Origin of the sequence: Bacillus cereus group sp. RP32, from assembly GCF_040459735.1 — a bacterium.
Taxonomy (GTDB): domain Bacteria; phylum Bacillota; class Bacilli; order Bacillales; family Bacillaceae_G; genus Bacillus_A; species Bacillus_A wiedmannii.
In genome coordinates this window covers 3,979,316-4,001,722 of record NZ_JARVHO010000001.1, presented here as the reverse complement: position 1 = coordinate 4,001,722, position 22,407 = coordinate 3,979,316, and the positions used below count along the sequence as shown (strand labels likewise).

Here is a 22,407-nt window from a genome sequence, read left to right as displayed (position 1 = left end):
GATACATATGAAAAACGCCTTTACATTACTATTTGAAACAATTGAAGAACGAAAGAGAAGTCCGCTTCCTGAATCATATACAAATTACTTGTTTTCAAAAGGGGAAGATAAAATTTTAAAGAAAATTGGTGAGGAATGTTCCGAAGTAATTATCGCATCTAAAAATAATGATAAAGAAGAGTTAGTGAAAGAAATGGTTGATGTAATGTATCACTGCTTCGTTTTATTAGCCGAAAAAAATATACCATTAGAAGATATTATGGAGGAAGTGAAAGAAAGAAATGGGAAGCTTTCGAGAGTAGGAGACAGGAGAGAAATAGATACATTATAAGGGGGAAATGTAGATGAAGGTGGATTATCACATTCATTTAGAAGAAGGGCCATATTCAATAGGATGGCTAGCTAAAATAAATGAAGCACTGCAACATTATGAACCACTTAAAGAAGAAAAACATTCTATGGAATGGCTTGTGAAAACACAAGAACGCCTGCAAAGACGTGTGAAAGAAGGGCCATTTACAGTGAAATGGATTGATTTATATTTAGAAGAAGCTTTGCGAAAAGGTATAAAAGAAGTTGGGATTGTCGATCATTTATACCGTTTTTATGAAGCGAAAGAATACTATGAAAGATATGTCGATATTAGTAATTCGAGGCTTGGTCATTTACAGAAGGAATGGTTAGACCAAGTAAGGGTAGCGTCACTACATGATTTTACAAAGGCAATTGAAGAGGCGAAAGAACGATGGAGTAAAAGAGGTGTTACGCTTAAACTTGGAATTGAAGCGGATTATTTTATTGGTGGTGAACAAGAATTACAATCTTTACTCGCATTAGGGGATTTTGATTATGTAATAGGTTCTGTTCATTTTTTTAATGGCTGGGGATTTGATAATCCAGATACGAAAGAATATTTTAAGGAACATGACTTATATGTTTTATATGATACGTTTTTTAAAACGGTGGATTGTGCAGTTCGTTCTAAGTTATTTGATATAATAGCTCATCTTGATAACATAAAAGTATTTAACTACCGGCTAGATGAGAATGAACAACTTTCTTATTATACGGAAATTGCGCGTGCGTTAGTAGAAACTAATACGGCAACGGAAATAAATGCGGGGTTGTACTATCGCTACCCTGTGCGCGAGATGTGCCCGAGTCCACTATATTTACAAGTATTAGCTAAGCATGGGATCCCGATTACACTTTCCTCAGATGCTCATTATCCGCATGATTTAGGAAAATATGTGGAAGAGAATATAAAGACGTTACGCAATCATGATATTTCGCATTTAGCTACATTTACGAAACGAGTCAGAACGATGCGATTACTGGAAGAAGAAGTAACAATTTCAAAATGATCACGATTTTTTGATGAAAATTCACCTTTTTGTTCAAAATAAGAAAGAATAAAAAGGAGGGTAAAGAAATGACGAAACAACAAAATAAACAAAATGTACAAGGTGCACAGCAACAAGCGTATACTTCTGAAACGAATGCTACATCTCAATCCGTTATTGAGGAACAAATTAGTGATACAGTTGCAGAAGGAACGATCGATGTGAAGCTTGGAAAACAATCGCAAGAAAAGGCATAAGAAGAGGGGAGACTTGCATCTCCTCTTTTTTTGTGGAAAAGTGTCGATTTTCAAAACTATAATCAAATTCCTTGGTTTTTATATGTGGATTTCTTACAATGAAAGATAAGAGATATCTTATTTTTTATAGAAGAGGTGTTAGTAGTGGCAAAAATATTAGTAGCAGGGAAAATTCCAGCAATCGGATTAGAACTATTAAAGGATCATGATGTAGAAATGTACGATAAAGATGCGTTAATTTCTTTAGATGAATTAACAGATCGTGTAAAAGATAAAGATGCATTGTTAAGTCTACTTTCTACAAAGGTGACAAAAGAAGTTATTGATGCGGCACCTAATTTGAAGATTGTTGCAAACTACGGTGCTGGTTACGATAATATTGATTACTCGTATGCCGGAGAAAAAGGGATTGCGGTAACGAATACACCGAAAGTATCAACTGAAGCGACAGCAGAATTAACATTTGCACTTCTTTTAGCAGCTGCACGTAGAATTCCTGAAGGCGATACATTATGTCGTACAACTGGATTTAATGGATGGGCGCCATTATTTTTCTTAGGCCGTGAAGTACATGGTAAAACAATTGGAATTATTGGGCTTGGAGAAATCGGAAAGGCAGTTGCAAAGCGTGCGAAAGCGTTTGGAATGAATGTTTTATATACAGGTCCAAATCGAAAGCCTGAAGCTGAAAGTGAACTGGAAGCAACATATGTAACATTGGAAGAATTATTACAAACAGCAGACTTTATTACAATTAATTGTGCTTATAATCCGAAATTGCATCATATGATTGATGATGAACAGTTTAAAATGATGAAGAAAACAGCGTATATTGTAAATGCTTCACGTGGACCAATTATGAATGAAGCGGCACTTGCTCATGCATTAAAAACGAATGAAATTGAAGGAGCAGCTCTTGACGTATTTGAATTTGAACCGAAAATTACAGAAGAGCTAAAAGGATTAAAGAATGTAGTACTTGCTCCTCACGTAGGAAATGCAACGTTCGAAACTCGTGATGCGATGGCTGAAATGGCAGTAAGAAATATTTTAGCCGTATTAAAAGGGGAAGAGCCTGTAACACCTGTAAATCAAAAAGTAGTAGTTACAAAATAAAAAGAAACCTTCCGATTCCGGAAGGTTTCTTATTTTTCTTTATTTGCTCTTTTAGATGGTCTTTGTCTAAGAAATTGAGATAGCATATACAAAATATATAGTGGAATAGCAATGAATAAGAAAACAGAAAAATTACCGAACCCTGTTTGGTACATTGTTATAATGATTCCAACTAAAAATAGTGTAATAATGATACTATATCGTGGAATTGGTACATCTTTTAAACTTGGGATACGAATGCGGCTCACCATTAAAAATGCGAACGTTACAAATACTGTAATAAGAACGATTTTTGGAATGGTATGTGAAAATAATGTTAAGAAAGCAACAAGCCCTCCCGCTGCTGTAATCGGTACGCCAGTGAAATATTTCATTGAAGTAGAAGATGGTGTTACATTAAATCGTGCTAAACGGTATGCTCCGAAAAGAGGGAATAATCCCGCTATGTATAGTCCGATGATTCCGTAATTGGAGAAAGATGTGTAATACATGAGAACAGCAGGTGCTGCACCAAATGTTACGACATCCGCCAGCGAGTCAAGCTCTTTTCCCATTTGTGAATCAACACGTAATAAACGAGCAACACGTCCATCAAGACTATCTAACATCATCCCGATAAGTACTAAAATAGCAGCTGATTTATAATATCCTAAAGATGCATAGCCGATTGACAAGAATCCACTATATAAATTTCCGAGCGTAAATAAGTTTGGAATAGCTGCTCTATACAAAATCTGATCCCTTGCTTTCTGTAATAAATTCTTAATTAGTTTATGAAATTTTACTTATTTTATCATACCATAAATTTCTTCCTCATACGAAAAAAATTCCCAATTTGTGAAAGATTTCATAGCGGAATGATTTGAAAAATAAGTAAAAAAAGAAGCAACTTTTATAAAAGTTGCTTCTGGCGCTATTCAAATTTCGTTGTCATTGTTCCGGTTTTATAACGATTGTTAGGGTCGAAACGTAATAAGTCTCCATAAATGAGTTTGTCGGAGAGTTTCAATTCAGTTTTTGCTTTTTCAATATTTGGTTGACATAATGAAATGTCCGCTTCTTCACCTGTATTTCGTTTATAGCACATGTTTTTTGTATAAACATAGTTTTCCGAAACGAAGCTACCATCACGCATTACCATAAGTGGATCTTCTTCTTTAATAAATAGGTCAGTTCCAAATTCAACTGATTGATTTGTTTTAATACCAAGTAAATGAAGTAGCGTTGGTTTAATATCAATTTGACCAGATACTTTAGAAATGACTTTTCCTTCTTGACCAGGTACATGAATAATGAGAGGGACGCGTTGTAATTGCATAGAATCAAACGGTGTAATAGCGTCTTTACCAAGGAACTGAGCCATAGCTGCATTATGGTTTTCAGAAATACCGTAATGATCTCCATAAATGACAATAATGGAATTATCATACAGTCCTTCCTCTTTTAATTGTTTAATAAATAGTTTAAGAGCTTCATCCGTGTAACGAACGGTTGGGAAGTAGCGGTTTACAACACCACTTTCCGAATTAAACTCATCAACATATTGATCTTCTGGATTTAGAAGAAATGGAAAATGATTTGTTAAAGTAATAAATTTTGTATAGAACGGTTGTGGTAAAGATTTTAGCTTTGGAATCGATTGTTCAAAGAACCCTTTATCTTTTAATCCCCAACCGACAGACATTTGTTCTGTGCCTACGTAATCATTTAAATTAAAGTAACGATCATATCCAAGTGCAGGATACATTACATCACGATTCCAAAACGTTTTATCGTTTGAATGGAAGACAGCAGAAGAATATCCGTATTTTTTTAATTGTTCTGGTGTAGCTGTATATTCATTTGTTGCGTGAGTAAAGAATACAGAACCGCGGTCTAACGGATAAAGCGAATTTTCAACGATAAATTCAGCATCAGAAGTTTTACCTTGTCCCGTTTGATGATAGAAGTTATCGAAATAAAAACTATCTTTAATAAATTCATTTAAAAATGGAGTAATTTCTTTTCCATTTATTTTTTTATTAATAACAAAACTTTGTGTAGATTCCATTGAAATCAAAATTACATTTTTACCTTTTGCAGCTCCAAATAAGTTTTTATCAACTTGCTTATCTTTTGAGTCTGTATAGTTTTTAATTTCAGAGAATCCGTCACCACTTGCAAATACACGTTCAGCCGAAGATTTAGATTGAAGTGTAATATCAAATAGATGATATGTGTATAAACCTAAATTTTTCACGACAGTTTGACGATCAAATGAGCGTGAGAACATTTGTGGCTTATAAATAACTGAAACGACAATTTGTAATGCTAATAGAGCTGTTACACCGCTAAAGAAAGTTCGCTTCTCAGAGCGAGAAAGTGGCGTCTTGTCGCAAAATGCTGGGAATTTACGTGAAAGAAACATTAAAATAATTGCATCTGCAAATAAAAGTAATGTTTTGTACGTAAAGAGTTCTTTTATACTTGTCCCTAAATCAGCCATATTATTTGTTTGAAATAAAACTGGGAACGTAACGAAATCGTTATAAAACCCATAAAACATTGCATTTCCAAATAAAATAAAGGACAGTATAAAACTGATTCCAACTATAATGCGGTTTCGATGTTTAGATGCAAGTAAAGCAAAACCGAAAAATAAAAGTAACGCAGCTAGTGGATTAATAAAAAGCATAAATTCTTCAAAGAAGTTATCAATTTTAATATCAAATGCTAGCTTGTACACAATATATGTTTTTATCCATAATAAAACGACTGCAACGAGTGCAAATCGCAGTTTTGGAAACAGACGTTGTAGCATAATATACTCCTCTCCTAAAAAGCATGACAGTTCTTGTGAGCCGGTTTGATTAGCGCCTCATTTTATATATACGAACAGTCCTTTGTTATTATGTTTATTATACTATGAGTATCATTATACGAAAATAAAAGAGAGTTGTGGACTTTTTTATAATAAATGAGTAGAAAAAGGGCAGTGGGAGACAATAAAACGGAGTTTCTATGTATGATAATTATCGTGCGCAGAAAGAATCGTGTAATAATACGGAGGTTATAATGCGAAAATTATTATATTTTATAGTATGCAGTAGTGTTATACTTTTTGCTTCACCGAGTGTGTCGGTAGCCCAATATGATGCACCTCTTATGGAAGATGCCCTTTATTCTGTTTTATTTCCGAAAATAAATAAAGCAATTGAAAAACAATATGGGAGCTTGAAGCCTTATCAATGTCCTAAAATTATTAGTTTAAAAAAAGTGTATAGCGGTACATATTTATTTCAAGCAAGTATTGAAGTAACGAAGTATGAACGAGTTGCTGGGAAAATTGCTCCACCATTTGAGAAGGTAACGATTACATTTAATAATGAAGAAGGCGAATGGGAAGTGTCAAAGATTTCAGTAAAGCGCTTACCAAATGATACGAAATTAAACTGTAAAAAAACAATATAAAAAATTGTTTGACAAATAAAATGGTCCTTTGGTATTGTTAATAGCAACAATTAGATGTTTGAAAATTAAATAGACTTACCTCATCTACTCTCAAAGGTAGAGGCCGCGATAGGAAAGAGTAAGCTATGGGAGATTTAATGGAATCTGTGATCATAGGTTGAAAGGGACTATTGCCGAAATATAAGAATAACCATCTTATTCATATATTGGGACTGCATTGAATAAATGTAGTACTGTCATAATATTTATTTTATGGAGAGCTATTTGGAGATGTTGATGCGGTTTCTTATTTTGAGGAGATAACAACTCGTTTATTTTTTCAATATATATTTTTCCTAATAAGAAACGCGTGTGAACATTGTTCCGCGCGTTTTTTGTCTATCTAAAAGCGTGCTGCAATGAATAGAAGATTGGGGTTATGAGTTTTAGAGGAAATAAGGGAGGAATTCAAATGTATTTACACGGCACGAGCCGAATCAATGGGCAAGGACACTTAGAAATTGGAGGGTGCGATACGACGCAGCTAGCAAAACAATACGGAACACCACTTTATGTATACGATGAAGAGTCAATTCGAGGAAAGTGCCGCGCGTTTCATCGTGCGTTTAAAGAAAGTGGTTTCTCTTATCAAGTAGCATATGCAAGCAAGGCGTTCTTGTGCATGGAGATGTGCCGAGTGGCTCGTGAAGAGAATATGTCATTAGATGTTGTTTCTGGAGGAGAATTATATACTGCGCTGCAAGCAGGATTTCCGGCATCACGCATTCATTTCCACGGCAATAATAAAACAGAAGAAGAAATTGTGATGGCTCTTCAGGCGAATATTGGTTGTTTTGTCGTAGATAATTTCTTGGAATTAGAAATTTTGCATGATTTAGCAGTGCAACATGGGAAATTTGTGAACATATTAATTCGTGTAACGCCCGGAGTAGAGGCGCACACACATGAATATATTACAACAGGCCAAGATGATTCGAAATTTGGATTTGGCGTGTCAAATGGTCAAGCGATGCAAGTGATTGAGATTGCTTTACAAAAATCAAATTATAATGTGTTAGGAATTCATTCACATATCGGATCACAAATATTTGAAACGGCCGGCTTTGTGCGAGCGATTGAAGTTCTTCGTCAATTTTTAGAACAAGTGAGAGAGCGAACAAACTATGTAGTAAAAGTGCTAAATGTAGGCGGAGGATTCGGAATACGCTACACAGAGTCAGATACACCATTAACTCTTGAGACATATGTGCGAGCTGTAACAAGTGCTGTGAGGGAACAATTTACAGTATGTAATTATCCCCTGCCAGAAATATGGGTTGAACCAGGCCGTAGTATTGTAGGGGATGCTGGAACGACAATTTATACAGTCGGATCTGTGAAAGACATTCCTGGTATTCGGAAATATGTATCAGTGGATGGTGGGATGACTGATAATTTAAGACCTGCTTTATATAACGCTCGTTATGAAGCGATGTTAGCGAATCGAGGGAATGATGAGAATGAGGAACTTGTCTCGATTGCTGGGAAGTGCTGTGAGAGTGGAGATATGTTAATTTGGGATATCACTCTACCGAAAGTTGCTTCAGCCGATTTATTAGCAATTTCTTGTACAGGGGCATATGGATACTCGATGGCGAATAATTATAATCGGATTCGTAGACCAGCTGTCGTCTTCGCGAAAGGCGGCACATCACAAATTGTTGTAGAGCGTGAAACATATGAAAATATTATTGGGAACGATCGCATACGTATTAAAGAACTTGTGTGAATGGGAAAAAGGAGTTGTTCGGATGGGCAATTCCTTTTTTATAAAACAAAATAATTAAAATATATCGGAAAACTAGGATTGAAAAAAATCAGAATTGTGATAAAATACAAATACAAAGCTTATCAAGAGAAGCGGAGGGAACTGGCCCGAAGAAGCTCGGCAACCTGCTTATAGAAAGCAAGGTGCTAAATCCAGCAAAATGGAATCCATTTTGAAAGATAAGGTAAAATATATTACCGAACAGTCTTTTCGAAATGGGAAAGATTTTTTTTATGAATAAAAAGGGGGGCTGTTCGCGTGAACGTACGGGAACATTTTGAGGAAGTATCTGAGAAAATTCAAGCGATGCTTGCTGATATGAAATATGGTTCAATTACAATTGTTGTGCAAGATGGGAAAGTCATTCAATTAGAGAAAAGTGAAAAGGTACGTTTAAAGTAAAAAGCGCTGACTAGAAAAACTAGAGGCGGTTTTAACCTATTATATTAGGTTAAAACCGTCTTTTTGCTTTTACAGGGGGAAAGAACATGTTGACGTATGAAACGTGGGAAGAAAATAATGTTTCATTTTCAGAAGAAGATGAAACGAAAGGCGCGCTATCTGTATTAAGTTGGGCTTATAAAGAATATAAAAGTGAAATTGTATACGCATGTAGCTTCGGAGTGGAAGGGATGGTATTGCTGCATCTTATAAACCAAGTAAATCCATCTGCTAAAGTTGTATTTTTAGATACGAATGTTCATTTTCAAGAAACGTATGAATTAATTCAAAAAGTGCGGAAACGATTTCCTTCATTAAATATTATAGAAAAACAGCCGGAACTTACGCTTGATGAACAAGCGAAGTTGCATGGTGAGAAATTATGGGAAAGTAATCCGAATCTTTGTTGTAAAATTAGAAAAATTTTACCGTTAGAAAAATCATTAGCAGCGGAAAAAGCGTGGATATCGGGCTTAAGGAGGGAACAATCAGAAACACGTAAGCATACAAAGTTTATAAATCAAGATCATCGCTTTCAATCTATTAAAGTTTGTCCACTCATTCATTGGACGTGGAAAGAAGTGTGGCGATATGTATACAAACATAGCTTACCGTATAACCCGCTGCATGATGTTGGATATCCAAGTATTGGGTGTGAGAAGTGTACGTTACCTGTAGGTGAGGGTGGCGATTCGAGAGATGGTAGGTGGTCTGGGAAAGTGAAAACAGAATGTGGTCTTCATTACCAATAAGATGAATTTGAAAATAAAGCTAAGAGAGGAAATAGAAAATGAGTACAAGAAACGAATTAATAAATCGTATAGACGAGACTTACGACGTATCACAAATCGAAAAAGAAATTGAACTAGACAACATTGCGTTAAGTGATTTAGAGCTATTAGCGACAGGGGGATATAGCCCACTTACTGGTTTTTTAGGAAAGAAAGATTATGATTCGGTCGTAGAAACGCTTCGCTTAGCAAACGGGAGCATATGGAGTATACCGATTACATTACCAGTAACAGAAGAAGTAGCAGAGAGTCTAAAGGCTGGAGAGGAAGTAAAACTTGTTAATGCTGAAAATGTATATGGTGTCATTCAAATAGAAGATATTTTTGTGCCTGACAAGGAAAAAGAAGCGTTACTTGTGTATAAAACGACGGATGAGGCTCATCCAGGAGTGAAAAAATTATATGAACGACCGAACGTTTATGTCGGGGGAGCTATTATTCTTACAAAACGCTTTGAAAATAATCCGTTTCCTTCTTATCATTTAGATCCAATTGAAACGAGAGAAGAATTTAAAAAACGTGGTTGGAAAACAGTGGTTGGATTTCAAACGAGAAATCCGGTACATCGTGCCCATGAATACATTCAAAAATCTGCCCTTGAAATTGTAGATGGTCTCTTTTTAAATCCACTCGTTGGGGAAACGAAATCGGACGATATTCCTGCTGATGTAAGGATGGAAAGCTATGAAGTATTACTTCAAAACTATTATCCGAAAGATCGTGTCTTTTTAGGCGTATTTCCTGCAGCAATGCGTTACGCAGGACCGAGGGAAGCGATATTCCATGCAATAGTCAGAAAGAATTTTGGATGCACCCACTTTATCGTAGGGCGTGATCATGCAGGAGTAGGAGATTATTACGGGACTTATGAAGCACAAGAAATTTTTACAAACTTTACAGTGGAAGAGTTAGGGATTACACCATTATTTTTTGAACATAGTTTTTACTGCACGAAGTGTGAAGCGATGGCTTCGACGAAAACATGCCCACACGGAAAAGAGGATCATGTCATTTTATCAGGTACGAAAGTAAGAGAACTATTAAGAAACGGTGAGGTTCCGCCGAGTACATTTAGTCGTAAAGAAGTAGTGGAAGTGCTAATTAAAGGTTTGAAAAAAGAAGTAGTAACAGAATAGGGAGAGAATGACATGGATACGAATATTACTTGGCATACAGCATCTGTTTCAAAAGATGAGAGAAGAGTAAGAAATGGGCATCATAGTTTTGTAGTTTGGTTTACTGGTCTATCAGCTTCAGGTAAATCTACGGTGGCGAACGCGGTTGCTCGTAAACTATTTGAAAAGAATATTGGAAACTATGTATTAGATGGAGATAATGTACGCCACGGTTTAAATAAAGACTTAGGTTTTTCTGAAAGTGATCGTATGGAAAATATAAGACGGATTGGTGAAGTGGCGAAGTTATTTGTAGATCAAGGTACTGTTGTTCTTACAGCGTTTATTTCACCGTTTCGAGTAGACCGAAAACAAGTTAGAGATCTATTAGCAGCAGATGAGTTTATAGAAGTGTTTGTAAAATGTCCAATTGAAGAGTGTGAAAAACGTGATCCAAAAGGATTATACAAAAAGGCAAGACAGGGTGATATTAAAGAGTTTACTGGTGTTGATTCACCGTATGAGGAGCCAGAGAAAGTAGAGTTAATTGTAGAAACGCACAAGTATTCTATTGAAGAATGTGCAGAACAAATCGTGAAGTACTTACAAGAGCGTAGTTTTATATAGGGGGATAAAAAATGAGTTATGAAAAAGTATGGGCTAACAATGAAAAATTAAATCAGACTGAGAAAAATAAATTGAAAAAAGATGGATTGGAAATCTTTAATGATATTCCTTACTATGCAGAAAATGGCTTCGAATCTATTCCGAAAGAAGAGTGGGACGCATTCAAATGGGCAGGGTTATATTTACAAAGACCGAAAGAAGCTGGATATTTTATGATGCGTGTAAATATACCTTCAGGGATTATTACGAATGCACAGGCAGAAGTGCTTGCTTCTATCGCTGAGGATTATGGGCGTGACGTAATAGATATTACGACAAGACAGGCGATTCAGTTTCATTGGTTAGAAATTCATCAAATTCCAGATATTTTTAAAAGATTAGCAAGAGTTGGGTTATCTTCAGCGGGGGCGTGTGGTGATATAACGCGTAATATTACAGGGAATCCACTTGCTGGTATTGATGCAAATGAACTGTTTGATACAACGGGTATTGTGAAAGAGGTATATGATTATTTCCAACATAATGAAGAGTTTTCTAACTTACCGCGTAAATTTAAAATGTCTATTAGTTCTAACATTTATAATTCAGCAAACGCAGAGATTAACTGTGTTGCATTTACACCTGCAACGAAAGAGATAGATGGTGAGAAAAAAGTTGGTTTTCATATAAAAGTAGGCGGTGGATTATCAGCCCGTCCATATTTAGCTGATGAATTAGATGTATTCGTTTTACCAGAAGAAGTGAAGGCGGTAGCAATTGCGATTGCTACGATATTCCGTGATTTTGGATACCGTGAAAAACGTCATTTAGCCCGTTTGAAATTTCTAGTTGCAGACTGGGGAGCAGAGAAATTTAAAGAGAAACTAATAGAGTATATAGGACCATTGCAAAGTAAAGGAGAAAGTGCTCTCAAAGGATGGAATGCGGGATACTTTTATGGTGTTCAAGATCAAAAACAAGATGGACTAAAATATGTAGGTTTTAATGTGCCGGTAGGACGTCTACATGCAGAAGAAATGTTTGAGATTGCAAGAATTGCTAAGCAGTATGGAAATGGACAGATTCGTACATGTAATTCGCAAAACTTCATTATTCCGAATCTTCCGCCAGAAAATGTAACAGGTTTACTAAATGAGCCGTTGTTTAAAGCCATATCAGCAAGTCCTAAATCATTTATTGGTCATGCGGTTTCCTGTACCGGTATTGAGTATTGCAATCTTGCTTTAGTAGAAACGAAAGAAAGATTACGCAAAATCGCAGAGTACTTAGATACACAAATTGCGCTCGATGTTCCAGTTCGTATTCATATGGTAGGATGCCCGAATTCATGTGGGCAACGTCAAATTGCTGACATTGGATTGCAAGGGGTGAAAATGAAAACGAAGGAAAAAGGAATTGTTGAAGCATTTGAAATATACGTAGGTGGAACGCTGTTAGATGGCGGTGCTTATAACCAAAAGTTAAAAGGGAAAATAGATGGTGAGGATCTACCTGATGTACTTGCATCATTTATAAGCTATTTCAAAGAGAATAAATTACCAGCTGAAACGTTTTATGATTTTGTCGGCCGTGTTGGTGTAGAGACATTACAAATAGCGTTAAATAACGTGCTAGAAGAAGTAATAGCGTCTTAGGAGGGACAATATGGATTTATATCGATTTGAAGCTGTGTTAGTAAATAGTATTGTTCCGATTGTTGTTGTTGCTCAAAGTGAAGAACAGGCATTTAAGCTCGCGGAGATAGAACTTGAAAAGCATTTTTTACCGTTACCAGAAGTAAAGGAGATTTCTCTATTTGAAAAAAAGAAGATTCGAAAAGGTGCAGCATTTGTTATTCATGAGTAGGAAAAAGGTAATACGAAATAATGAAAACTTCCATTCGTATATAAGGATGGAAGTTTCACTTTAATAGTAGAAATGAGGAGAGATGATGGGGAAGGTTTATATCGTTGGTGCAGGTCCTGGTGATCCAGATTTAATTACTGTGAAAGGGTTGAAATGTATTGAGAAGGCAGATGTTATTTTATACGACCGTCTCGTGAATAAAGAGTTGCTTTCCCATGCAAAGCCTGAAGCGGATTTAATTTATTGCGGAAAACTACCAAATTATCACACGATGAAGCAAGAGACGATTAACACGTTTCTTATTAAATATGCGAAAAAAGGAAAAGTTGTAACGAGGCTTAAGGGCGGCGATCCATTTGTATTTGGTAGAGGAGGAGAAGAAGCTGAAGCGTTAGCAAAGCAAGGTGTACCATTTGAAATCGTTCCTGGTATTTCAGCTGGGATAGCTGCTCCTGCTTATGCTGGCATTCCAGTGACACATCGTGATGCAAGTGCAAGTTTTGCTATTGTGACAGGGCATAGGAAAGAAGGGGCTGAAGAAGAAGTGAAGTGGGAAAATTTAGCGAAAAGTGTAGAGACTTTAGCTGTATATATGGGGGTTAGCAATTTACCCTACATATGTGAACAACTGATGAAGCATGGAAAAGACAAAAGTACACCTGCTGCTATTATTGAACGGGGAACGACATCAATGCAGCGCACAGTTGTTGGGACGTTAGGAACAATTGTGGATGTTGCAAAAAAAGAACAAATTCAAAATCCGAGCATGATTGTAATTGGAGAAGTGGTCCGTTTTCGAGAAAAAATCCATTGGTTTGAGAAACAGACAGAAAGTACCTATCAAGTAAGTGGAGTGTTATAAATGAAAGCCATCTTATATATATGCCATGGAAGTCGTTTGAAAGCAGCTAAAGAAGAAGCGGTTGCATTTATTACGTCATGCATGAACCGTGTAGAGGCAAGTATTCAAGAAGTTTGTTTTTTAGAGTTAGCGAGCCCAACGATTAATGAAGGGTTCCGTACATGTGTGAAGCGTGGTGCTACAGAGATTATTGTTATTCCAGTTTTTTTATTAGCGGCAGGTCATGTGAAAAAAGATATACCGTTTGAATTGGAAAAGTTAAATAATCAATTTTCGAATGTTAAAGTGACCTACGGTAACCCGTTTGGTGTATCAGAAACACTTGTGAAATCGGTGTATAGTGGAAGTGGCATTGAACAGGAAGATAAGAATGAAGTGACGCTACTTCTCGTAGCAAGAGGGAGTAGTGATCCTGAAGTATTAAGAGATATAAACTGGATTGCTTCTTTATTTCAACATGAAGAGAAAATTAAAAAAGTAGAGGTTTGTTATTTAGCGGCTGCCGAGCCGAAATTTGAGGAGAAGTTAAAGGAAGTTGTTGAACGAAAAGAAAAGAATATCGTTGTACTGCCTTACTTATTATTTACAGGTTTACTTATGAAACATATTGAAAAAGAAGTGCGCCAATATGAGTTGGATGAGATAAAAATAAGTCCGTATTTAGGAAAGAATGAAGCATTTCAATATATGTTAATTCAGAAAACGAAGAAATTATTGAAGGGAGATCAATATGTATCCACTTACAGTGCGAGTTGAGAAGAAACGTGTTGTTGTCATTGGTGGAGGAAAAGTCGCGGGATTCAAAATTATTCCTTTACTAAAACAAGGTGCGGATATAGTTGTGGTAAGTCCTGAATTGGATGCGAATTTAGTGAAACTTGTGGAAGAAAAGAAAATTCGTTGGTATCAAAGGGAGTATGGAAAAAGTGACATTAAAGGTGCTTTTTTAGTCGTTGCAGCGAGTAGTGATGCCGTATTAAATGAACAAGTTGCTGAAGATAGCGCAGAAAATCAGTTAGTAAATGTTATTACGAACCTGGAAAGTGGTAATGTTCATTTTCCAGCGGCAATTCATCGTGGATTATTGAATGTGGCTGTTTCTACCGGAGGAGCGAGTCCGAAACTTGCAAAAAAAATTCGTGATGATATCGCAAATAAATATGATGAGGCGTATGAATCGTATCTTGATTTTTTATCCGAAGTTAGAATAAAAGTGAAAGAACTACAAATAGAGAAAAGAGAGAGAAATATATTGTTGCAAGAAGTATTAAAGTCGGTATATGTTCAAAATGAACAAAAAAGAGAATTGTTTTTACAAGAATTAGAGAGAAGAGTTCATATAGGATAATGAATAAATTGTACTTTACAACTATAAAAATATAATTTATAATCACAAGTAACTTCAATAGATGAAATCGATGAGCAAGAAGAGTATGTATATTTGATACGTTCAGAGAGCTGGGGGAAGGTGTGAGCCCGGTACGATAAAATATACAGAATGGGCTTGCGAGAGGTATGTTGAACATTGTAGTAGGCAACCCGGGTTCCGCCGTTAAAAGGATAGAGTATCGGAATTTTCCTGTACTTGAACAAGTGGGATTTATCAATCCAATTGAGGTGGTACCACGGTATTTACATTACATATATCGTCCTCTACATGCATATTTGCGTGTAGGGGACTTTTTTATTTTCTAAAGGAGGTGTGCGAGTATGAAATGAAAGTGTATAATTGACAAAAGTTTAAATATTCAGAAAAGGAGAAATTATGATGAAAGAAACACAGCAATGGACGTCGAAAATAGGCTTTGTACTCGCAGCAGCCGGAGCCGCAGTAGGTCTTGGTGCCATATGGAAATTTCCATATGTTGCAGGTAATGGTGGGGGAGGCGCATTCTTCCTTGTATTTTTACTATTAACTTTATTTATAGGTATGCCTTTACTATTAGCGGAGTTTGTTATTGGACGTAGCACTCAAAAAGAGGCGGTTACAGCTTATAAAGTACTAGTACCAAATAGTAAAGTATATCCTTGGATTGGTCGTATGGGAGTTGTAACTTGTTTTAGTGTACTCTCTTTCTATAGTGTTGTAGGTGGATGGATTTTACTGTACTTATACTATAGTGTTACAGGAAGCTTCTGGAATGGTGTTGTTGATTATGGAAAATTGTTTGGTGAAACGATTTCAGATCCAGTAAGTGCGATTGGAGCGCAATTTATCTTTATGCTTTGTACTATTTTTGTAGTAAGTAAAGGTGTAGAGAAAGGAATAGAAAAGGCAAGTAAGTATATGATGCCGCTATTATTTATTTTGTTTATTGCAATCATAGTTCGTGCTTTAACACTTGATGGTGCTTTTGCTGGGGTAGAGTTCTTCTTGAAACCAGATTTTTCAAAGCTGACAGCAGATACGATTTTATACGCGATGGGACAATCGTTCTTCTCACTAACAGTAGGTGCCTCAGTAATGGTCACGTATAGTTCGTATTTGAAGAAAGAAGAACATTTGGCGAAATCAGCAACATCTATTGTAAGTTTAACTGTTTTTATTACAGTACTTGCAGGATTAGCAATTTTCCCGGCGATTTTCGCATTAGGCGTTAAGCCGACTGAAGGACCAGGACTACTGTTTATCGTCCTTCCAGCAGTATTTGCGAAAATACCATTTGGACAATTTTTCTTCATTATGTTTTTAGTTTTATTTTTCTTTGCAACGTTAACATCTGCTATTTCCATGCTTGAAATTGTAGTAGCATCTGTTGCGAAAGATAATGAGAAAAAGCGTCCGTCAGCATCATTATTAATTGGTATTCTTATTTTTGCAGTTGGAATCCCGTCAGCATTATCATTTGGAATTATGAGTGATGTGAAAATATTTGGTAAGACATTTTTTGATTTCGTCGATTTTTCGGTAAGTAATGTATTACTGCCGCTCGGAGTACTAGCCATTTCACTATTCGTACCAAATAAAATGAGTAAAGAAATGTTAATGAAAGAATTAGAAGTTACGGAAACGAAAGGGAAAACATTATTTAATATTTGGTTCTTCTTGCTTCGTTATGTTATTCCAGTAACTGTAATTATTGTATTTTTAAATGCGATAGGCGTATTTAAAATGTTTGCATAATAAAACGACGGAGAAATCTCCGTCGTTTTATTATGTAGTAGGTGTATTTAATAAACGATTATACGCTTTATAGGCTGTGACGACTGCGATAAATGATCCGATTAAAAATAATGCTGAACCGCCAAATGTAAATAGCCGGCCAATATAAGTTTCTCTAGCCTCTTCGATTTTTTGTTGTAATTGCGTATTCATATGATTCACCTCGTAAAATATAGGCATTTAGTTGTAGTCTATGTGGAATGCCTATAGTGTGTGAAGTGGAAATAAAAAAACTCGGTATGCACCGAGTTTTTTTATAATCCGATATAAGGAGATGGATCCACTGCGTTTGTCTTACCGACATTCCATTCTCCAAGGTGAAGTTCGAAGTGTAAATGCTGCCCGTATGATTGGCCAGTATTTCCCATGAATCCAAGTTGAGTGCCTTGTTTTACAGTTTGTCCATTTGATACAGAACGGCTACTCATATGAGCATATACTGTCGTATATGTTTTTCCGTTTATACGGTGAGATAAGTACACAACGTTTCCGTAACTAGATGATAATTCTGAGCGAATAACAACACCATCAGCAGCGGCAATAATTGGAACGGTTCCTGAGGCTGCGATATCGATTCCTTTATGGTTATCTATAGAGCGCACGCCAAATCCAGAAGTTTTTGATCCAGCTGCTGGCTTAATAAACCCGCCAATATTTGTATCGTGTGGTGTTGGAGCTGCTTGAGCTGTTTGAGCTGTTTGAGCAGCTGTAGTGGCTTGTTTACGAGCTTCTTCTGCCTTGCGAGCTTCTTCAGCTTTACGAGCCTCTTCGGCACGTTTTTCTTCTTCAATTGCTTTTTGAACAGCTTGACGCTGATTTTCTAAAATGCCTTTAGATTCTTCTAATCCTTCAATCTCTGAATCTACTTTTGCTACTTTCGTATGTAGATCGCTAATAAAGGTTTGCTGCTGTTGTTGGTTATTTTGTAATTCTTGCTGTTTTTGTTCTAATTTTTGCTCGGATTCTTTCAGTTGTTGCTCTTTTTTCTCAACAGCCTCTTTTTCTTTCGTCACAGCATTTTGGTCAGTTGTTTGTTTTTTCACAATATCTGTATCATTGTTTAAAATTAAACTTACAGAGTACATATTATCAACAAGATCAGCAATGTTTGTAGAATTTGTTAATACCTCTGTAATGATGTTTGTACGAGGTTTTTCTTGCATAGATTGTAAACGTTGCTTAATAACTTCCTGACGCGTATCTATGTTTGTTTGTAATTGCTCTATATGTTTCTTTTTTTCAGTAATTATTTGTTGTGTTTTACTAATTTCTTTTTTTGTATCGTTTAATTCAGCTTCGTTTTTATTAATAGAAGTAGTTAAATCGTCGATTTTCTTTTGTAATTCTTGAATTTCTTTTTCTATTTGTTCTTTCTCAACTGATTTATTTTGTAAGTCATTTTGTTTTCCTTCTAATTCAGATTGAATATTATATAATTTATCTTGATTCGTTTCAGCGTATACGGGTGAAAGTAACGGAGAAACAAAAAGTGTTCCTGCTGCTAAAACACTAAACGCTGCAAATTTCTTTTTCATGGTTGTCTGGCTCCTTTCCCTATGAATGTTATATATCATAAGAAGAAGAGTGTCTATCGTTGTAACCATAATGTAAAGAAAATTTTATAAAGTTGCTAAGTTTTGTCGGAATTTATCATTTTTCAACGGTAATTGTCATGGTAGATGCACTTTTTGTTCGTGTAAGAAGGATGTATTTTTTGGGTTTTTGTGTAAAATAAAGGGAATAATGCATTTGTTTTATATAGTGAAATATTAGATCGGAATCCAATAAAACACTGATAAGGAATCGTTCTCATGTGAGGTTTTCTGACATGGGTTTTGTTTTTGTCAAGAAAATTATTTGCGTTCGGGCAAACTTATTTTGTTGTCAGATTTAAAATTTTGATTTATGATTTTTAACAGGGACAAAATGTAGTGAATTGTCGAATAATATGTAATACTCTTAATTTCAAGTTTTATAGAGATAGAATGAGAGATAGAGTGACACATCGAAGAGGGGGTTACAACAAATATGAAAAGAATAGGACTTGCATGGCAAATATTAATAGGACTTGCGCTTGGTATTGCAGTTGGAGCGATTTTCTTTGATAATCCAGCGGTTGTGAAATATTTACAACCAATTGGTGATATTTTCATCCGATTAATTAAAATGATCGTTGTACCAATTGTTGTAGCAAGTATTGTTGTTGGGGTTGCTGGTGTTGGTGATGTAAAAAAACTGGGCCGACTAGGCGGAAAAACAATTCTTTATTTTGAAATTATTACAACAATTGCAATTATTGTCGGTCTATTAATTGCGAATATTTTCCAACCAGGAAAAGGCGTAAATATGGATCAGTTAACGAAGACAGATATTTCGAAATATACACATACGACAGAGCAAGTGCAAAGTCATTCATTTGCAGATACATTTGTAAATATTGTTCCAACGAACATTATGAAGTCATTAGCTGACGGAGATATGCTTGCGATTATCTTCTTCTCTGTATTATTTGGTTTAGGTGTAGCAGCAATTGGTGAAAGAGGAAGACCGGTTCTTCAATTTTTCCAAGGTGTAGCTGATGCAATGTTTTATGTAACAAACCAAGTTATGAAATTTGCACCATTTGGTGTGTTTGCACTAATTGGTGTTACAGTTTCTACATTCGGTCTAGCTTCATTAATTCCATTAGGGAAATTACTAATTGTCGTATATGGAGCAATGATCTTCTTCGTCGTAGTTGTCTTAGGACTTACAGCGAAAATATTTGGAATTAACATTTTCCAATTCTTTAAGATTTTAAAAGACGAGCTGATCTTAGCATATTCTACAGCGAGTTCAGAAACAGTTTTACCGAAAATCATGGAGAAAATGGAGAAATTCGGTTGTCCGAAAGCAATTACGTCTTTCGTTATTCCGACAGGTTATTCATTTAACTTAGATGGATCAACTTTATATCAAGCAATTGCGGCTATTTTCCTAGCACAAATGTACGGTATTGATTTATCTATTACACAACAAATTACATTATTACTTGTATTAATGGTTACATCAAAAGGTATCGCAGGTGTACCAGGCGTATCATTCGTTGTATTATTAGCGACACTTGGTACAGTAGGTATTCCACCTGAAGGTTTAGCATTCATCGCTGGTATTGACCGTATTTTAGATATGGCTCGTACAGCAGTTAACGTTGTAGGTAACTCTTTAGCAGCTGTAGTTATGTCTAAGTGGGAAGGTCAGTATGACGCTGAAAAAGGACAAGCTTATTTGAAAGAAATTTCTAATAAGCAAGCAGCTTAATTATAATTTGAACAAGCTCTCACATAATATGTGGGGGCTTTTCTATATAGAAGGGAAGCGGACGTAATGAAACGTAAATATGGTGACGGTTCTTCGTGGAAGCGACTAATAGAGAAGGATTATACGGTTAAGCAAGTAGAAGAGGGAATGCTAGGAATATTAGACATAAAAAAGGTAAGAGAACCTAGTTGTAAAGAATATGATGGTAAAAAACTTTGTATCGCAGGGAATCAATATACGTGGATTCAATATTTTATAGACGGGAAAAACTTTGCGATTACAGCTATGTTAGATGATCAGAAAAAATTAGTGCAATATTATATCGATGTGGCGAAAGAATATAAAATTGATGACCGTGGTTTACCGTATTTTGATGATTTATATTTAGATGTAGTGTTATTACCGAACGGTAAGATGTATGTACTAGATGAAGATGAGCTAGAGGACGCCTATAAAAGTGGAGATGTTACAAAAGAAGAGTACGAGTTAGCTTGGTACACTACGAAATGGATAATAGATGCAATAAAAAATAGTGAATTTTATTGGATTTCAATATTGGAAGAAGAAATCAAAAAGTTAAAATGATTGTTTTATTCAAATTTTTGCATAATTACCAAAAAAATCTATACAAAAAATAATTGACTTTTGTTTTGTAAGCGAGTAAAGTTAGGGAAGAAATTATTATTAAAAAATAAATATGAAACCTTCTTATAAAGAGAGGCGGAGGGACTGGCCCTACGATGCCTCGGCAGCGGACTCGATTTCAGAGTGCTGTGCCAAATCCAGCAAGCGTGTGCTTGAAAGATGAGAAGAGTGTTTCTTATAGATGTATAAGACCTCTTCTCATTGGAAGAGGTCTTTTGTTATTCATTAGAAAAAGGTTGAAACTAGGGAGAGATGGTACTTTGAAAGAAACGAGAGGAAATGGTTTGGCTTTATTACCACTTGGGATATTTTTGGCGCTATTTATTGGTTCTGGAATTATTACAGGTGATTTCTATAAATTGCCGATACTTGTAGCAATTTCAATTGCTGTAGGAGTCGCTTTAGCAATGAATCGTAAAGAAAATTTTAATGTAAAAGTAGAACGATTCGCTAAAGGTGCAGGGAACCCAGATATTATGATTATGGTTCTAATTTTTGTACTTGCAGGAGCGTTTTCTGAAACAGCAAAAGGGATGGGCGGCGTTGATTCTACAGTTAACTTAGCGTTATCCATTTTACCGCAAGGATTTATCGTAGCTGGAATTTTTGTTATAGGGGCATTTATTTCATTAGCGATGGGAACTTCAATGGGAACAATTGCTGCATTAGCACCAATAGCTGTAGGTATTAGTGGGCAAACTGATATCTCAATTGCACTTACGATGGCTACCGTTGTTGGAGGAGCGATGTTTGGTGATAATTTATCATTTATTTCAGATACAACAATTGCAGCTGTACGTTCACAAGGAACAGAAATGAAAGATAAGTTTAAAACGAACTTTTTAATTGTATTACCAGCAGCTATTATTACAATTGTACTATTAGTAATCGTTACTTTAGGAAGCGATACACAGATAAAAGCACATAGCTTTGACTGGATAAAGATTTTACCTTATGCAGGAGTACTTATTACAGCGCTACTTGGTTGGAATGTACTTATCGTGTTAACTGGTGGAACTGTACTATCTGGCGTTATCGGTCTTTTAGATGGAAGTTACACGTTAGAGAGTTTCTTTAAAAGTGTAACGACTGGAATGGGCGGTATGATGGAGTTAGTATTACTAGCTATTTTAATTGGCGGTATGGTCGAACTGATTCAATATAATGGTGGCATTCAATATTTAATGAATATTTTAACGCGTAACATTCGTTCAAAAAAAGGAGCAGAGTTTGGTATTGCTGGCTTAGTGAGTATGACGAATATGTGTACAGCGAATAATACGATTTCTATTATCTTTACAGGTCCACTTGCGAAAAACATTGCAGATCAATATGAAATTGACCCTCGTAAATCAGCGAGTGTATTAGATCTTTTCTCATGCTGTGTGCAAGGATTAATTCCGTATGGTGCGCAAATGTTAACGGCAGCAGGATTTGCGGCGTTATCTCCGATTGAATTGTTACCATATGCGTTTTATCCAATCTTAGTTGGAGTATGTGGAATCATTTCTATATTAATTGGTTTCCCGAGGTTTTCTAAAGTAGCGGGAAAGAAAGAGTATCACAAAACAGCATAATTTAAAATGAAGTTTATGAATAGTAACGAAAGCCGTACAGAGAATGTTCTCTGTACGGCTTTTTATGT

At 35.7% G+C, this 22,407-nt stretch carries 23 protein-coding genes, 3 riboswitches and 1 other annotated feature; of the genes, 19 read left to right on the top strand and 4 right to left on the bottom strand.

What is annotated here, in order from left to right; translation table 11 throughout:
• Positions 1 to 7: 7 nt before the first annotated feature.
• The 4 genes from hisE to QCI46_RS20570 all read left to right on the top strand — a co-directional run bounded on the left by hisE (position 8) and on the right by QCI46_RS20570 (position 2,716).
• A complete protein-coding gene (gene hisE / locus QCI46_RS20585; protein ID WP_048544914.1) occupies positions 8 to 331 on the top strand; it encodes a phosphoribosyl-ATP diphosphatase in 324 nt (107 codons plus the stop codon).
• A 13-nt stretch (positions 332 to 344) separates the two neighbouring features.
• Positions 345 to 1,364 (top strand): histidinol phosphate phosphatase domain-containing protein, encoded by a 1,020-nt coding sequence (locus QCI46_RS20580; protein ID WP_353841270.1) that lies wholly within the window; start codon positions 345 to 347, stop codon positions 1,362 to 1,364.
• Positions 1,365 to 1,432: 68 nt separating this feature from the next.
• Entirely contained in the window at positions 1,433 to 1,600 is a 168-nt protein-coding gene (locus QCI46_RS20575; protein WP_048544910.1) for a DUF4025 domain-containing protein, read from the top strand.
• 144 nt (positions 1,601 to 1,744) lie between these two features.
• Positions 1,745 to 2,716, top strand: a complete 972-nt coding sequence (locus QCI46_RS20570; protein ID WP_048544909.1) for an NAD(P)-dependent oxidoreductase — start codon at positions 1,745 to 1,747, stop codon at positions 2,714 to 2,716.
• 29 nt (positions 2,717 to 2,745) lie between these two features.
• Here QCI46_RS20570 and pssA read toward each other — a convergent pair whose 3' ends face one another.
• A complete protein-coding gene (pssA, locus tag QCI46_RS20565; protein ID WP_000285422.1) occupies positions 2,746 to 3,447 on the bottom strand; it encodes a CDP-diacylglycerol--serine O-phosphatidyltransferase in 702 nt (233 codons plus the stop codon).
• Positions 3,448 to 3,629: 182 nt separating this feature from the next.
• Positions 3,630 to 5,516, bottom strand: coding sequence for an LTA synthase family protein (locus tag QCI46_RS20560; protein WP_098962281.1), 1,887 nt, complete (start codon positions 5,514 to 5,516; stop codon positions 3,630 to 3,632).
• Between the two features lie 254 nt (positions 5,517 to 5,770).
• Between QCI46_RS20560 and QCI46_RS20555 the strand changes: the two genes are divergently transcribed.
• The 12 genes from QCI46_RS20555 (at position 5,771) to QCI46_RS20500 (ending at position 16,778) form a co-directional block, all read left to right on the top strand.
• Positions 5,771 to 6,166, top strand: a complete 396-nt coding sequence (locus QCI46_RS20555) for a DUF3888 domain-containing protein (RefSeq protein ID WP_001228833.1) — start codon at positions 5,771 to 5,773, stop codon at positions 6,164 to 6,166.
• Positions 6,167 to 6,255: 89 nt separating this feature from the next.
• Positions 6,256 to 6,437, top strand: a riboswitch (Lysine riboswitch).
• 180 nt (positions 6,438 to 6,617) lie between these two features.
• A complete protein-coding gene (gene lysA / locus QCI46_RS20550) occupies positions 6,618 to 7,934 on the top strand; it encodes a diaminopimelate decarboxylase (RefSeq protein ID WP_000280662.1) in 1,317 nt (438 codons plus the stop codon).
• Positions 7,935 to 8,050: 116 nt separating this feature from the next.
• Positions 8,051 to 8,159: riboswitch (SAM riboswitch) on the top strand.
• Positions 8,160 to 8,231: 72 nt separating this feature from the next.
• On the top strand, positions 8,232 to 8,375 hold the full coding sequence (locus QCI46_RS20545) for a YezD family protein (RefSeq protein ID WP_353841269.1): 144 nt from the start codon (positions 8,232 to 8,234) through the stop codon (positions 8,373 to 8,375).
• 86 nt (positions 8,376 to 8,461) lie between these two features.
• Entirely contained in the window at positions 8,462 to 9,166 is a 705-nt protein-coding gene (locus tag QCI46_RS20540; protein WP_075308704.1) for a phosphoadenylyl-sulfate reductase, read from the top strand.
• A 38-nt stretch (positions 9,167 to 9,204) separates the two neighbouring features.
• Positions 9,205 to 10,341 carry a sulfate adenylyltransferase gene (gene sat, locus QCI46_RS20535; protein ID WP_088062662.1) on the top strand — a complete coding sequence of 379 codons (1,137 nt, stop codon included), beginning with the start codon at positions 9,205 to 9,207 and terminating at the stop codon, positions 10,339 to 10,341.
• A gap of 12 nt (positions 10,342 to 10,353) precedes the next feature.
• On the top strand, positions 10,354 to 10,947 hold the full coding sequence (cysC, locus tag QCI46_RS20530) for an adenylyl-sulfate kinase (protein WP_098068891.1): 594 nt from the start codon (positions 10,354 to 10,356) through the stop codon (positions 10,945 to 10,947).
• A gap of 11 nt (positions 10,948 to 10,958) precedes the next feature.
• Complete coding sequence (locus QCI46_RS20525; RefSeq protein WP_353841268.1) at positions 10,959 to 12,581, top strand: nitrite/sulfite reductase; 1,623 nt, start codon at positions 10,959 to 10,961, stop codon at positions 12,579 to 12,581.
• Positions 12,582 to 12,591: 10 nt separating this feature from the next.
• The gene (locus tag QCI46_RS20520) at positions 12,592 to 12,792 is read left to right on the top strand and encodes a DUF3906 family protein (RefSeq protein ID WP_000366913.1); all 201 of its coding nucleotides are present in this window, start codon (positions 12,592 to 12,594) and stop codon (positions 12,790 to 12,792) included.
• Positions 12,793 to 12,877: 85 nt separating this feature from the next.
• Positions 12,878 to 13,654, top strand: a complete 777-nt coding sequence (gene cobA / locus QCI46_RS20515; protein ID WP_353841911.1) for a uroporphyrinogen-III C-methyltransferase — start codon at positions 12,878 to 12,880, stop codon at positions 13,652 to 13,654.
• On the top strand, positions 13,655 to 14,410 hold the full coding sequence (locus QCI46_RS20510) for a sirohydrochlorin chelatase (protein WP_098199249.1): 756 nt from the start codon (positions 13,655 to 13,657) through the stop codon (positions 14,408 to 14,410).
• The gene (locus tag QCI46_RS20505; RefSeq protein WP_353841267.1) at positions 14,385 to 15,002 is read left to right on the top strand and encodes an NAD(P)-binding protein; all 618 of its coding nucleotides are present in this window, start codon (positions 14,385 to 14,387) and stop codon (positions 15,000 to 15,002) included. The genes QCI46_RS20510 and QCI46_RS20505 overlap by 26 nt, the downstream gene beginning before the upstream one ends.
• A gap of 61 nt (positions 15,003 to 15,063) precedes the next feature.
• Positions 15,064 to 15,311: a binding site (T-box leader), on the top strand.
• Positions 15,312 to 15,422: 111 nt separating this feature from the next.
• Entirely contained in the window at positions 15,423 to 16,778 is a 1,356-nt protein-coding gene (locus QCI46_RS20500) for a sodium-dependent transporter (protein ID WP_353841910.1), read from the top strand.
• 30 nt (positions 16,779 to 16,808) lie between these two features.
• Here the strand turns inward: QCI46_RS20500 and QCI46_RS20495 are convergent, their stop codons facing one another.
• Entirely contained in the window at positions 16,809 to 16,970 is a 162-nt protein-coding gene (locus QCI46_RS20495) for a hypothetical protein (protein ID WP_001096003.1), read from the bottom strand.
• A gap of 101 nt (positions 16,971 to 17,071) precedes the next feature.
• On the bottom strand, positions 17,072 to 18,352 hold the full coding sequence (locus QCI46_RS20490) for a murein hydrolase activator EnvC family protein (protein WP_353841266.1): 1,281 nt from the start codon (positions 18,350 to 18,352) through the stop codon (positions 17,072 to 17,074).
• A 493-nt stretch (positions 18,353 to 18,845) separates the two neighbouring features.
• Between QCI46_RS20490 and gltP the strand changes: the two genes are divergently transcribed.
• From gltP to QCI46_RS20475, 3 genes are all read left to right on the top strand, one after another.
• Positions 18,846 to 20,117, top strand: coding sequence for a glutamate/aspartate:proton symporter GltP (gene gltP, locus QCI46_RS20485; RefSeq protein WP_000821129.1), 1,272 nt, complete (start codon positions 18,846 to 18,848; stop codon positions 20,115 to 20,117).
• 66 nt (positions 20,118 to 20,183) lie between these two features.
• Complete coding sequence (locus QCI46_RS20480; RefSeq protein WP_048544881.1) at positions 20,184 to 20,702, top strand: ribonuclease FAU-1 family protein; 519 nt, start codon at positions 20,184 to 20,186, stop codon at positions 20,700 to 20,702.
• A gap of 120 nt (positions 20,703 to 20,822) precedes the next feature.
• A riboswitch (SAM riboswitch) is annotated at positions 20,823 to 20,928 on the top strand.
• Between the two features lie 94 nt (positions 20,929 to 21,022).
• Positions 21,023 to 22,339 carry a Na+/H+ antiporter NhaC family protein gene (locus tag QCI46_RS20475; protein ID WP_353841265.1) on the top strand — a complete coding sequence of 439 codons (1,317 nt, stop codon included), beginning with the start codon at positions 21,023 to 21,025 and terminating at the stop codon, positions 22,337 to 22,339.
• Positions 22,340 to 22,407: the final 68 nt, after the last annotated feature.